The sequence below is a fragment of the Microcoleus sp. A003_D6 genome (genome assembly GCF_036702825.1).
Classification (GTDB): Bacteria; Cyanobacteriota; Cyanobacteriia; order Cyanobacteriales; family Microcoleaceae; genus Microcoleus.
The window spans coordinates 23,710-36,942 of sequence record NZ_JAUBWA010000033.1 but is presented as its reverse complement, the minus strand read 5'-3'; the positions used below and the strand labels follow the sequence as shown (position 1 = coordinate 36,942).

The 13,233-nt window shown below is 49.2% G+C and carries 9 protein-coding genes; 3 read left to right on the top strand and 6 right to left on the bottom strand.

Features of this window, described 5'->3' with window-relative positions; genetic code table 11:
- Positions 1–210: 210 nt before the first annotated feature.
- A complete protein-coding gene (locus tag QUB70_RS11785; protein ID WP_332980489.1) occupies positions 211–1,401 on the top strand; it encodes an RNA-guided endonuclease InsQ/TnpB family protein in 1,191 nt (396 codons plus the stop codon).
- 89 nt (positions 1,402–1,490) lie between these two features.
- A complete protein-coding gene (locus QUB70_RS11780) occupies positions 1,491–2,897 on the top strand; it encodes a TldD/PmbA family protein (RefSeq protein WP_332980488.1) in 1,407 nt (468 codons plus the stop codon).
- An 858-nt stretch (positions 2,898–3,755) separates the two neighbouring features.
- Here the strand turns inward: QUB70_RS11780 and patX are convergent.
- The 3 genes from patX to coaE all read right to left on the bottom strand — a co-directional run bounded on the left by patX (position 3,756) and on the right by coaE (position 5,217).
- On the bottom strand, positions 3,756–3,959 hold the full coding sequence (gene patX, locus QUB70_RS11775) for a heterocyst-inhibiting protein PatX (RefSeq protein ID WP_332980462.1): 204 nt from the start codon (positions 3,957–3,959) through the stop codon (positions 3,756–3,758).
- An 83-nt stretch (positions 3,960–4,042) separates the two neighbouring features.
- Entirely contained in the window at positions 4,043–4,174 is a 132-nt protein-coding gene (locus QUB70_RS11770; RefSeq protein WP_332980461.1) for a hypothetical protein, read from the bottom strand.
- Positions 4,175–4,596: 422 nt separating this feature from the next.
- Complete coding sequence (coaE, locus tag QUB70_RS11765; RefSeq protein WP_332980459.1) at positions 4,597–5,217, bottom strand: dephospho-CoA kinase; 621 nt, start codon at positions 5,215–5,217, stop codon at positions 4,597–4,599.
- 206 nt (positions 5,218–5,423) lie between these two features.
- Between coaE and QUB70_RS11760 the strand changes: the two genes are divergently transcribed.
- Positions 5,424–10,571, top strand: coding sequence for a CHAT domain-containing protein (locus QUB70_RS11760; protein ID WP_332980457.1), 5,148 nt, complete (start codon positions 5,424–5,426; stop codon positions 10,569–10,571).
- Between the two features lie 83 nt (positions 10,572–10,654).
- On the opposite strand, the gene QUB70_RS11755 is transcribed toward QUB70_RS11760, so the two are convergent.
- The 3 genes from QUB70_RS11755 to QUB70_RS11745 form a co-directional block, all read right to left on the bottom strand.
- Complete coding sequence (locus QUB70_RS11755; protein WP_332980455.1) at positions 10,655–11,287, bottom strand: restriction endonuclease subunit R; 633 nt, start codon at positions 11,285–11,287, stop codon at positions 10,655–10,657.
- Positions 11,288–11,299: 12 nt separating this feature from the next.
- Complete coding sequence (locus QUB70_RS11750) at positions 11,300–11,878, bottom strand: Uma2 family endonuclease (protein ID WP_332980454.1); 579 nt, start codon at positions 11,876–11,878, stop codon at positions 11,300–11,302.
- Between the two features lie 88 nt (positions 11,879–11,966).
- Positions 11,967–13,157 (bottom strand): tetratricopeptide repeat-containing serine protease family protein, encoded by a 1,191-nt coding sequence (locus tag QUB70_RS11745; RefSeq protein ID WP_332980453.1) that lies wholly within the window; start codon positions 13,155–13,157, stop codon positions 11,967–11,969.
- Positions 13,158–13,233: the final 76 nt, after the last annotated feature.

Genomic DNA, 13,233 nt, shown 5'->3' with positions numbered 1-13,233 from the left:
GATATCCACATTTGTCAACTAACGATATTGGCAGAACCGTACCAATAAGTCGCAATCTCCGCGCTTGGGGCGATATTTTGCACGATCGCCCTGACAAAAAAATGGGATACAAGCCTCCCCCTTCTAGGGGGACTTTCGGTTCGGATCTCTCAAGCAAGGTTTTTGAATAAACAGCACCGCATTTATTCAGGTTGGCTCTACAATGGTTGTATGTTAAATCTAACCTACGAGTACAAGCTCATTCCTACCGACGCGCAACGCCAGACTTTCGACCTGTGGCTCAATATTTGCCGCAAGGTCTACAACTTTGCATTGCGAGAACGAAAAGATTGGGTTAATTCTCGTAAGTGTGATATCAACTCGTGCAGCATTAAGCAGGAATACATGATCCCTGCTGATGCACCGCGTCCAACCTTTGCCCGCCAATGCAAATCATTGGCCCAAGCAAAGAAGTTAATTCCTGAGTTGCAACTACCTCACACCCATGTCTTGCAGCAGGCGTTGCGCCAATTAGAGGCAGCGTTTGTGGCGATGTGGGAACGAGGACACGGTTTTCCTAGATTCAAAAAACGGATGCGCTCATTTGTGTTCCCTCAATTGAATCTAGAATCAGTTAAACGGTTTGATGGTGCCGAGTGGGTCAACCTACCCAAGATTGGGTTAGTTAAAATGCACCTGTCACGTCCCATCCCTCAAGGGTTTGATGTCAAGCAAATTCGCGTTGTTAAGAGGGCTTCTGGCTACTATGCCATGCTCTCTTTGCAATGTGATGTCGCAGTGCCTCAAGCCTCACCTTCAGGACATGGATTAGGGATTGATTTAGGGTTAAAACATTTTTTGGCAACTTCGGATGGTGAATTGATTGATAGACCTCGATTCTTTGTGGATGGACAACGCAAGCTGAAATTGCTGCAACGTCAACTGAAGCGCAAGAAAAAAGGCTCTAGAAAGTTTCGTCAAATTCATCACCAAATAGCTAAACACCACGAATACATCTCGAACAGTCGCTCTTACTTTCATTTCAAGACCGCACATCATTTATGTAACTGGGCCCAAACAGTATTTGCTGAGGACTTGAACCTCAAAGCAATGTCAGCGGGAATGCTCAGCAAGCACACGCTTGATGCAGGGTTTGGTCAGTTCCTGAATATCTTGGGTCATGTTTGCTTTAAGCGAGGTGCGTACTTTGCAAAAGTAGACCCAAAGGGAACAAGTCAAACCTGCCCCTTATGTCAAACCCATACAGGTAAAAAAGACTTATCTGAACGAGTGCATAAATGTCAAACCTGTGGCTATGAAACGAATCGAGATGTTGCAGCCGCGCAGGTGGTGTTGCAGCGTGGATATACAGCGGTTGGGCAAATCGCAGTGAATTTTGGGGAGGGCAAGCTACGTGAGTAGTCCCAATGAACCAAGAATCCTCGTGCCTTCGGGCCGAGGAGCTGTCAAAAAAGTGCAAAATGAAGTCAGTTAAACACCGTGCTTTCCTTATGCCCACCTCGATCGCCGACTCGAAAAATCTGCTGTCTGACTTAATGGCACGCTACCGCAACCAAGTCGATTATCTGGCAATTCGACTGGAAGAAGCCGAAGGCACCGACATCCTGCTGCGGGGCGAAAAAATTGAAACCCTCAGCGAAGGAGTCTCAATTGGCGGCCAAGTCAGAGCTTGTCACAAAGGCGGCTGGGGCTTTGCCAGTTTTAACCGACTTTCCACCCTCGCCGAAAGAATCGAAGAAGCCATCGCCGCGGCAAAACTGATCGGCGAAGAAGAAACGATTCTGGCGCCAGTTGCTCCCGTACAGGACATTTGCTTGCTGCCGCTGACAGGAACAGACCCCCGTCTGGTTCCCTTAATTGACAAAAAGCAATTGTGCGATCGCTACGCGGCGATTCTCCGCAGCATTGACCCCCGCATCGCCACCATCTCGGTGCGCTACGGCGACACCACCCAGCGCATCATCCTCGCCACCTCCGAAGGCACAATGCTCGAACAAGGTTGGGCCGACATGGAAATGCGCTTTGGCGCCACAGCCCGCAGCGGGGAAACCGTACAAACCGGCCGCGAAACCACCGGTTCGCGCAAAGCCTACGAAGATTTAACCGAGCTTGACGCCCAAGTGCGAAGCGCCGCCCAGCGCGCCGTAGATTCCCTTGCCTTACCCCCCGTCCAAGGCAACACCTACACCGTCGTCATCGACCCGATTATGACCGGATTGTTCGTCCACGAAGCCTTCGGACACCTTTCCGAAGCCGACATGGCCTACGAAAATCCCGACATCATGGAGGTAATGACTCTCGGCCGCCAGTTCGGCCCCAAAAACTTGCAAATTTTCGACGGTGCAGCGCCAGAGGGACACCGAGGCAGCTATTTCTACGACGATGAAGGCACTCCCGCGACTACTACTCAGTTAATTAAAGACGGCGCTTTAGTCGGGCGGCTGCACTCGCGGGAAACTGCTGGCAAGTTGGGAGAAGCGGCTACCGGTAACGCTCGCTGTTTGAATTATCATTATCCGCCGATCGTCCGCATGACGAATACTTGGATCGAGCGGGGTGACACACCGGTTGCTGACTTATTTTCTGGTATCAAAGAAGGAGTTTATGCGCGCAATTGGCAAGGCGGCATGACTAACGGCGAAATGTTTACTTTCAGTCCCGGCGAAGCTTGGATGATCCGCGACGGAAAACTCGACAATCCGGTGCGGGATGTTACTCTTTCGGGTAATGTTTTCAGCACTTTAGCCGATATTGAGGCGATCGGCGACGATTTCTACTGGGATGAATCCGGCGGCTGCGGCAAGGCAGGACAAAGCGGTTTGCCAGTCGGCTGCGGCGGCCCGAGTTTGCGGATTCGCGATGTAGTTGTTGGTGGCGAAGCTGCGGAAGAAGATTAAAGTTTCAAAAGTTTAAAAAATAAAGGTAAAGCGCAAAATTCCTACTCGCGCTTTACCTTTATTTTTTTGAGTGCAACATTTCGCGCCCGTTTGTGACATCTGATATATTAGACCTCTTGCAAAAATAGCTGGGACGGGCAAGATGCCCATCCCACAAAAAGTTTTTTTCTTGTGGAATGGGCCGGAGAGCCCGTTCCAAAATTTGATTAAAAGGACTTTTGCAAGAGGTCTATTGAGTATGCTTGGCCAAAAAACCGGAATAGCCCAAAATTAGGTCTTGAATCGTCCAATACCGCTAAAAAATCGGTTTTTTGGTATCCAGTACGTAAGTCCCGAATTATTGACACTCAAGCGGGCTAAAGCCACTGAGATTCTGCTGACAGAATAACTTTAGTTATTACTAAAGTCTGATTCTCGCTACGACCGCCAAACGCCGTCTACTTAGTCGCCTAAGTCAAGCGATAGTTTCTAGCTACTTTTGTTATGCTTTCAGAACCATCACGCTTGCCAAGACGCGGTACGCTCCACAACCTGCCTTTATTTGCTCTTTCCTGTCATACTGCACTAGGACTAAAACCTAATCGTTGTTTCATAGGAGCCGGGATCTCTCCGATACTAGGATGCTTCAATACGTAGATGTTTTTGTTCTTACTTACAATCTAGCGAATTATAGCATAAAGACCACGGGGACTGAAGTCCCCCGCGTCGCTTTCCTCTCAGGACTAAAGTCACGCTCGTTTCCCGCTTCCCGTATTGTTTTTATGAATCGAAATCTTCAAGTTTTCTCTTCTTCTTCCAATTTTCGATTCTCCCCGTAATTACCTAATTCCCAACAGACAATTATCGGTTTTTTCGGCTTTATCTCCCGCTTCCTCGTTCTGGCGGCGTATCTTTATCGTTATCTGCGTAAAATGTCTGAGTGTCGGCTACGGCGGTTAAAATTTCGGAAGCTGAGTTGTCTCGAACAAAAAAGGTCGATCGAGTTTCAAAGCTTTGAGCCTTAACTGCGGTGCCGCTCAGTAACAGGCTTGACATCACGATAGAAGAGTAAACGCGCATCATAAAGTTTGGTGTTTGTAGTTTCCACTTCTTGATACGCACCCTGTACCCTGCTATCAGGGTAAAAATTTGAAATTTTTGCAGAATTACCGATCGGTAATTGATGCCATCGGCAATTTGGAAATATTTCCTAACTGAGGGGCTTTACCCCCATTTGAGTTGCCAGTAACTTGTAGGTTCAAGTCACCCGCCAGCAGGTAGCAGGCAAGATTAAACATCTTTAATCCTGAAAAACCTTCAAAAAAGTGGGACAATTAAGCTGTGTTGCATCTAGATTGCCTGTGGTATTAGAGAGGGAGAGGGGGAGAAGGGGAGAGGGGGAGAGGATTTGACGATTGTTCGATCGGGACTCGAAATATACAATTTAAATGCACAACAGCTTATCGTAATTTGTAAATTTTTTTAAGTCTTCAGATTACCTTCATAATTTGTTACTATTGCAACAAATTATGATTGGCGAATATCTCTTAGGTTGGGTTTCGCTTTCGCTCAACCAACAGTCTCATTAGACCTCTTGCAAAAATAATTAGGACGGGCTCTCCGGCCCATCCCACAAGAAAAAATAACTCTTGTGGAACGGGCCGGAGAGCCCGTTCCATCAATTGATGAAAGGATTTTTGCAAGAGGTCTATTGAATTATTTAAGACTCGACAATCGCATTTACCTGCACGAACAGCGAGTCGAGGGTTGACGAGTTATCCAAAACAAAATCAGCTTTTTGACACTTTTGAGCTAGCGGCAACTGAGTGTTAATACGGGCCTGTGCTCGATCGCAACTCAAGCCGTCTCGCTGCATCAGCCGTTCTAACTGCACTTCGGGCGAACAGTACACCACCCAAATTTCTGTACACAAGTCAGTCATGTTAGCTTCAAACAGCAGCGGCACTACCAAAACCACAGTCAATGTGTTTTGCGCGTCCAAACTCGATGCAGCAATGCAGCTTTGAGTTGCCTCAACTAAGCGGCGGCGCACATAAGGGTGAATCTGTTGTTCCAACCACTGCCGTTCGGCTGCGTTACAAAAAATAATATTTCCCAACTCGGGCCGATTTAAATTGCCGTCGGGGAGCAAAATAAGGGCACCGTATCGTTCTACAATAGAGTCGAGTATTGGCGAACCGGGGTTCACCGCTTCGCGGGCGTAAATATCGGCATCTAAAATCGGAAATCCACAGGAATCTGCCAGATAATTAGATATAGCGGTTTTACCGGTGGCGATGCCCCCAGTTAAACCGATCGCGCGCACAATTCGATCGCTCATAATTTTCTCTGTTTAAACGGAACTGTGTTTCGACACTTGCTGTCAGTCTTTGCTATGTTGGTGACACAATCAAAATTAGACTTAAAATTTGAAATTTGCGATCGAGAACTAGCGTTAGGAAGTGTCAGCATTGGGGTGCGATCGACTCTTTTTTACCTAAAATCTCAATTTAAAACTCGAATCAAGGTCTAGATCGAGGCAAACTTATGAATGCTCAACGTGCTGTGCGATCGATTCTGGCAGCAATTCCCATTGCCGGATTTTGGATATTAGATTTTTCCCCCAACCTGCCGTTTCTCAAAGAAAACACCAGCGGATGGGTGATATTGTCAATTTATCCCCAATCTCAAATTGCTGCGGCACAATCTATTGTTCCAGCCCCAGACGGCACCGGAACCGCCGTCAACCCAGGGCCACGCACAGGGCAGCCCCCTCGCTACGACATTAAAGGCGGCACTCCCTCGGGAGACGGAGCAAATCTGTTCCACAGTTTTACTCGGTTCAATCTGAATTCTGGCGAAACTGCCAATTTCATCTCCAACCCAAGCATTAAAAATATCCTCGGCCGCGTTGTCGGCGGCGACGCTTCCTTAATTAACGGTCTAATTCAAGTTAGCGGCGGCAATTCTAACTTGTTCCTAATGAACCCCGCAGGGATTATTTTCGGAACGAATGCCCGACTCGACGTGTCCGGGTCTTTTTTTGCTACCACCGCTACCGGTATCGGTTTTGACAGCGGCTGGTTTAACGGTACTGGCGCGAACGACTACGCGGCTTTAGTCGGAGGGCCGAATACTTTTGCTTTTGGGCCACAGTCCGGGAGTATCGTCAATGCCGGTAACTTGGCTGTCGGAACTGGGCAAAATTTGACTTTGATGGGCGGCACGGTTATCAGTACGGGGCAACTTTCAGCCCCTGGCGGTCAGATTACTGTGGTCGCTGTCCCGGGCAAAAATCTGGTGCGGTTGAGTCAAAACGGACTTTTGCTGAATTTAGAAGTTTCTCCGGCTGCGGGAGTGTCGGGATCGGAAGCTGTTCCCTTCTCTCCCCAGAGTTTGCCTCGGCTGCTGTCGGGGCCCGGCGTGGCTGACGCTACGGGTATAACTGCGAACGATCGCGGTGAAGTCGTGCTGACGGGCGGTATCACAGTGCCGGTAGGTGCTGGAACTGCGCTGGTATCGGGTGATGCGGACGTGTCTGCCAGGGGGGGCGCGGGAGGAAGCGTCAACGTGTTGGGCGACAAGGTAGGGCTGTTTGGAGCGAAGATTGAGGCTTCGGGGCCGGACGGCGGCGGAACGGTGCGGATCGGGGGAGATTACCGAGGCGAGGGAAGTGTGCCGAATGCAACAATGACTTACGTGGATGGCAAAAGCTCGATCGCCGCCAACGCAACTGAATCAGGTAACGGCGGCAGAGTTTTTGTCTGGGCGGACAACACAACAGCATTTTTGGGCAGCATCAGCGCGAATGGCGTTTCTGCAACGGGAACCGCAGGTGTTGGCGGATTTGTGGAAGTTTCCGGCAAGCAAAGATTGATTTTTAACGGTACTGTCGATACCTCCGGGACAAACGGTTTGGGGACTTTGCTGCTAGATCCAGAAAATATTTTAATTACAGATTCCCCAGAAGGTGCGGGCGATGCGGAAATAATTGCCAACAATAATATTTTGGCAACAGGAACTCAGACAGGACAGCAAAACAATTCTGAGCCAACGCTGACAATTTCGGCTAGAGCTTTGGAAAGTATGTCGGCGACGGCAAATGTGGTTCTCGAAGCGCTCAACGATATTACAATTGCTGATTTGGCGGACAATCAGTTGAGCTTTCAAACAACTACTGGTTCGGTAACATTCAGAGCAGATGCCGATCGCAGCGGCGCGGGTGTTTTTTCGATGAATTCTGGAGATACAATTAGCACGGCTGGCGGTGCGATCGCCCTGGAGGGAAGTCAAATTACTGCGGGCAATTTGTCGAGTAACGGCGGAAATATTAGTTTGATTAGTCCGGGTTCGACTGTTGCAAACAATATTTCTTCATCCAATCCCAGCACCGGCAGCAGCGGGAATATTTTGCTCGAAGGGCTGAACGTAACGGCCCAAAAAGTTGATGCCAGCGGTTCTAAATCGGCTGCGAATGTAACTTTGACGGCTCGAAGCGTTCTGGGAGTGAGCTCGCTCGCAGGGGGTTCGGGAAACATTACTTTGACGGGTAATGAAATTAATTTCAAAGGTGACAAAAATTCGGTCAGCGGTACTGGCTTTTTGGTACTGCAACCTTGGAGTCCAGGTCAAAATATTGCGATCGCCGGTTCTGGAGATGTTGGCACTAATATTTATTTGAATCTCACGGCAAACGACCTCGGAAGTTTGGAAAATGGGTTTGCTGGAATTACGATCGGCCGCAGCAACGGTACCGGTTCGATTCTGATTGCCAACGATTTTACCTTTTATGACCCGCTAATTATTCAATCGCCGGCGGGTTTGGGAACAATCACTACCACAAGTTCCCTGACTCTTGCCGACAATGCCTCAATTACTCTCAAAGGTGACGGCAATATCCGCACCGGAAATATCACTACCAACAATCAAGAAATTCGCATCGCCAGTACAGCGGGCAATGTCACAACCGGTCAGCTACGTACAGGAACTGCCCCCACCATCAACACTTCTGTCAATTCTTCCAAAGCGGCACGCTCGGAGGCGGGAGATGTTAGCGTTACCGCAGAGGGCACGGTGAGTGCAGGGGCGATCGACACGAGGGGCGATCGCGCGGGCAACGTGACGCTGACTGGCCCCGGCGGGGTTATTGCCGGCTCGATCCAAGCTGGCGGGGAGGAAACAGGGGGAAATATTACCCTGACAGGTAACGAAATTGACTTGACGGGCGACAGTAATTCGATCGCCAGCAACGGCAATCTGGTGCTGCAACCGACAGATCCGGCTCAAAATATTGCTGTTGCCGGTGCTGCTGAGACTGAAGCTTTGGATTTGACTGCTGCGGAATTGAACTCGCTGCGGAACGGCTTTGGTTCGATCGCGATCGGGCGCGCTGACGGCAGCGGGCTGATAACTATTGCTGGGGCAACAACAGCGCCAAATTCAACGCCGGCGGTGACATTTCAAGACCCCACGACGATTCGATCGCCCAATGGCCCCGGCGCGATCGTGGCAACGGGTGCGATCGTCGGCACTGATAACGCCTCGATCGCTCTGATGGGCGGTACTGTGAACGTCGGAGACATTACCTCGAATGCGGGGATTAACATCACTAGCAGTCAGGGCAACTTGACTGCTGGTACGGTTTCATCTCGATCGGCTTCCGGGGCGGCGGGCGATATCAACATCCGCAGCGCCGGTGCGGTAGCAGCGGGCAACGTCGATGCTTTCGGCTCTAAAACTGGCGGAGATATCTCGATTACAGCGCCGGGCCCGATCGTTACAGGGGTGATCAATTCGAGTTCGCAATCGGGAAAAGCTGGTTCGAGCAAGATTACCGGGCAGAAAGATGTTGAAGTTGTTTCGATCAAAGCTCGCGGCAATACGGGCGGCGATGTGGCAATCGAGGCTGGGGGAGCGTTTCGGGCTGCGGGAACAGGAACGGCTGCCGATCGCGCCAGCGTCAGCATTTCTACAGAGGGGCTGGTTCGATCGGGTTCGCAGACTCTGCTACAAAGTGCTTGCCCGTTAGGAAACTGCACGACTGCGACTGTTGAGACGGGAAACTCGAAGTCGAACACTGCCACATCCTCAACTGCGATCGGGCCGCTGCTGAGCGTGCCAACTGCGGTATCAACTACCAACAGCGTGGAACTGAAAACTACAGGCAGTTCTCAACAAATTGTGACTCCGGTCAGTCTCGCCTCCTCCGCGTCTGCGCCGCCTGGCAGTACCGCAAATGTCTCGTCAGAACCTGCTGCTGCGTCTGTTGATGCGGGGTCGAACCAGACTGTGGCCGCCGGCTCGGTACTGCTGTCGCAGTCGGTGTTAAAAGACAATCAGGGTGCGCCTGTGGGGACAGAAAACGGCAGCGGGGGGGCAACGGCACAGAAGCCCGGGAGTGCGGTAACAGCAGAAAGTATCGGGAATGCGAGGGTTCCTGAGATTTCTCGATCGGGTTCGATCGGGCAAATAAATCCGATCGACGCAGTGCAGCAAAGGGATAGAGTTCAGGGCCGGGAATTTGAACGTTACTTTGGCGGCAATCTCACTGAAAAGTCAGTCACCCAGCAAAGTATTCGAGATACTCTCAGCAGCGTCAATCGCTTGACGGGAGTTAAACCCGCGATCGTTTACGTGTGGGCGAAAGAGAAACATTTAGAACTTGTGTTGTTATTGCCAGACGGCAAAAATGTTTTTAAAAGCGTGCCTGCAAGCCGCGAGACAGTGCTGCAAGTTGCTAAAGAATTCACTAATGCTGTGAGAACTCCCAGGAGATTGACTGGTTCTGATTACCAGGAACCAGCAAAACAACTTTACGAGTGGTTAATTGCACCGCTGCAACCGGAATTGGAGGCTAACAAGATTGACACTTTGGTGTTTTCGATGGATGCGGGTTTGCGGACTTTGCCTTTGGCTGCTCTTTACGACGGCAAGCAGTTTTTGGTAGAAAAGTACAGTTTGGGGCTGATTCCGAGTTTGAGTTTAACTGATACTCGCTATGCCGATGTTAAGGGTTCTGAAGTTTTGGCGATGGGTGCGTCGAATTTTCCTGCCAAATACGATCAAAATCCTTTGCCTGCGGTGCCGCTGGAAATATCGACAATTGTGGGCAAGATTTGGCCGGGTTCGTCTTTTCTCAATGAAGCTTTTACTTTGGCAAATTTGAAGGATAAGCGCAATCAACCGCAATACAAAATTATTCATTTAGCTACTCACGGCGATTTTCAGCCTGGGGGGGCCGAAAATTCTTACATTCAGTTTTGGGATACTAAGTTGCGGTTGAATCAGTTGGATCAGTTGAAGTTATCTAACCCGCAGGTGGAGTTGTTGGTTTTGAGTGCGTGTACTACGGCGGTGGGAGACGAACAAGCTGAGTTGGGGTTTGCGGGGTTGGCGGTGCACGCGGGGGTAAAATCGGCTTTGGCGAGTTTGTGGTATGTCAGCGATGTCGGTACTTTGGGGCTGATGACTGAGTTTTACCAGCAGTTGCGCACGGCGCCGATTAAGGCTGAGGCTTTGCGGCAAGCGCAGTTGGCGATGCTGCGGGGTGAAGTGCGGTTGCAAGACGGTTATTTGATGCGATCGGGCAACAATCAAGCTCTGCCTTTACCGTCGGAGTTGGCCGCCAGGGGCGATCGAAATTTGTCGCATCCTTATTATTGGGCTGCTTTTACAATGATCGGTTCGCCGTGGTAATTCTGAAGGAAGAAGGAAGAAGGAAGAAGGAAGAGGGAAGATTAATGCCCAATGCCCAATGCCCAATCCCCCATGCCCAATAACTACTGACTAATTGCTAATTGAGTCAGCCGTTTGAGGATGCGGAGTACATCATAAAGTTCGTTGCCGGGGTTCCGGGTAAGATACCCCTTAGATGTGCTATATCGAGGTGATTCTCCTTTCACTAATTTAACAAAGATGAAATTGCCGCCTGTAGCAATCATGCCGTAACTAGGTTTGTCCGGGTTGGGATTTGCCAGCATATAAGCTAAGATTTGCGCCAATCCCGCTTCGATCGAAAATGAAACTCGTTTCGATTCGATTACCATCAGCCACAACTGGTCTTTTAAAACTAAAGTGTCGAGGCTGCCTTTGATGAGAACTCCTTCATCTTCTTCGGAAAATTCGACAGATTTTTCCGGTTTAATATAAAATGGATGCAGGTAAAACTCGCCAGCAAATAACAGCGGAGAGACGATCGACAAACTGATGGTTTTTTCCAGCATCGGCGGATACTCCAACAAGTTGAAGTAACCCGCTTTAATCTGATCTAGCTGTCGTTTTTGAAAGTCGGTAATTTCCGGCAACTCGTCTTGCCATTCTCTGAAGAATTGGTCGTCTGTGACAAGTTGCAGGTCAAAAAGCGTTTTTAATTCTTCTAATGTGACATTTTTAGCTTGAATTGTTTGAACCATAATTTGAATTTACTAATTCCAGATTTTTTGCAAATTTAGAACAAATCCCGGCAAAACATTTTCCCCAGAAAGGGTGAGAGGAGATTGTAAGACTTCCACTTCTTGACCGAGGCGATAAATTTCAACTTCCCGTTTTTTGCGGTTAATCAACCAACCCAAACGGCAGCCATTTTGCATATATTCTTGCATTTTGTCCTGGGTTTTTTTCAAACTGTCGCTGGGCGAGACTAATTCAATGACAAAATCGGGACAAAGCGGGATGAATTTTTCTCTTTGTTCGGGCGTTAAAGCTGACCAGCGGGATTTTTCTACCCAAGAAGCATCGGGAGAGCGATCGGCTTTGTTGGGAAGGGTAAATCCTGTGGAGGAATCAAATACTTCGCCGAGTTCGGTTTGTTCGTTCCACACATCCAATTGTGTAGTCAATTTTACATTGCGTTTCCCTGTTTCTCCTCCGGTTGGCGGCATGGCGATTAATTCTCCGTTAGCGCTGCGTTCTAATTTTAAATCTGGGTTTTCTTCGCACAGTTGGTAAAATTGTTCGGAAGTTAGTTTAATTATGGAGTTGAGGTTTAAGGTTATAGCAGTCATAGTTATTTACCTGCTGTTTGTACAAAGTAGATTAAGAATTAAAAATGGAATAATTCCATTTTTAATTCTTAACTCTTAACTTATAATTCTACTGCAATTGTTTGATTCTGTTGAGCGCGTCTTGATAGGCGCTGGTTCTTCCGCCTTGCTTGTAAAGTTCTGCTGCTTTTTCAAAGTCGGCAATTGCTTTCGGTTGGTCTTTGTTGTCCAGGTAAGCTAAAGCTCGGTTGTAGTAAGCGTCGGCAAAACCGGGATTGGCATCGATCGCCAGCGTATACGCTTGAATAGGGTCTGGGCCGCGGGTGGTTTCGGGTTTGGGCAAGCCGGCGGTGATGAAAGTGCGGGCATTACCGATATTAAAATACAATTCAGGGGTATATTTTGGCTTGAAAGCCAGTGCTCTGTTGAAATCGGCGATCGCCTCCCAAGCATCTCCTCGATCTAACAGCGAAAGTCCTCGAAAATAATAGGCTTGGGCATCTTGCGGATTGATGGTGGATACGGGGCCGATCGTTGCAGGAGTATTGTCTACTTTCAACTCGGATTTGTTCATTCCCGCCGCCACTAGCTTCGCGATAAATGTATTGATTGGAACTGCTGCATTAAATCCAGTTTTAATCGGGGCGACTTCGCCGGAACTGGTTTGAGCAAAACCGAATTCCCCTTGTCCGTGTAAACCGATGACTCGGCCTTCGGAGTCAAAAACAGGGCCGCCGCTCATGCCGCTCCAAGTTACGGCTTGATACCGCAAAGTGTAACCTTCCGGGCGGTTGCGCGGGCGGCTGGTAACGAGTCCGGGAGAGAGTTCGGGTTCTCGTTCGGCGCCGAAAAGTCCGCCGGTAGCGGGATAGCCGTAAACGAAGATTTGAGTGCCGATGACGGCTAAATCGGAATCTGCGATCGTCGCGACTGGATATTCTTCGGGGCTTTCAAATTTGACTACGGCTAAATCCGGATCTGTTGTGGCTGTTTGCAAGCGGGTGACTGCGGTTGCTTGATAGTTTTTGCCGATCGACGTGCGAACGGTGTATTTTACGTCTGCTTTTTCTACGACGTGGTTGACTGTTAAAACTGTGTAAGTTTTGCCGTTTTTGGCAATAATTACACCTGAACCGTCTCCTAGGGAACTGTTGATTTGTACTGTCAGCGGCCCGGCAATGTTGGCGACGTCTTGGGGAGTTTTGGCGTGAGCGGGCTGGCTGATGACTATAGTTAAGGCTGCGGTAGTTCCTGCTAGCAGGGTGGTTAAGGTGTCGTAACGAGAAAAATTTATATTCATGGCTATTGCTAATTAGTAGTTGGGTAGCGGGATTTCGGGAAGAAAGGGCGATCGGCGGTTTGTGCTTTTTTGTTTT

Excerpts from the sequence above, each read along its gene's own strand:
- QUB70_RS11750 (WP_332980454.1), bottom strand. The coding sequence starts at position 11,878 with ATGACTGCTATAACCTTAAACCTCAACTCCATAATTAAACTAACTTCC.
- QUB70_RS11770 (WP_332980461.1), bottom strand. The coding sequence starts at position 4,174 with ATGTTTAATCTTGCCTGCTACCTGCTGGCGGGTGACTTGAACCTACAA.
- patX (WP_332980462.1), bottom strand. The coding sequence starts at position 3,959 with ATGATGCGCGTTTACTCTTCTATCGTGATGTCAAGCCTGTTACTGAGC.
- QUB70_RS11755 (WP_332980455.1), bottom strand. The coding sequence starts at position 11,287 with ATGGTTCAAACAATTCAAGCTAAAAATGTCACATTAGAAGAATTAAAA.
- coaE (WP_332980459.1), bottom strand. The coding sequence starts at position 5,217 with ATGAGCGATCGAATTGTGCGCGCGATCGGTTTAACTGGGGGCATCGCC.
- QUB70_RS11745 (WP_332980453.1), bottom strand. The coding sequence starts at position 13,157 with ATGAATATAAATTTTTCTCGTTACGACACCTTAACCACCCTGCTAGCA.
- QUB70_RS11785 (WP_332980489.1), top strand. The coding sequence starts at position 211 with ATGTTAAATCTAACCTACGAGTACAAGCTCATTCCTACCGACGCGCAA.
- QUB70_RS11760 (WP_332980457.1), top strand. The coding sequence starts at position 5,424 with ATGAATGCTCAACGTGCTGTGCGATCGATTCTGGCAGCAATTCCCATT.
- QUB70_RS11780 (WP_332980488.1), top strand. The coding sequence starts at position 1,491 with ATGCCCACCTCGATCGCCGACTCGAAAAATCTGCTGTCTGACTTAATG.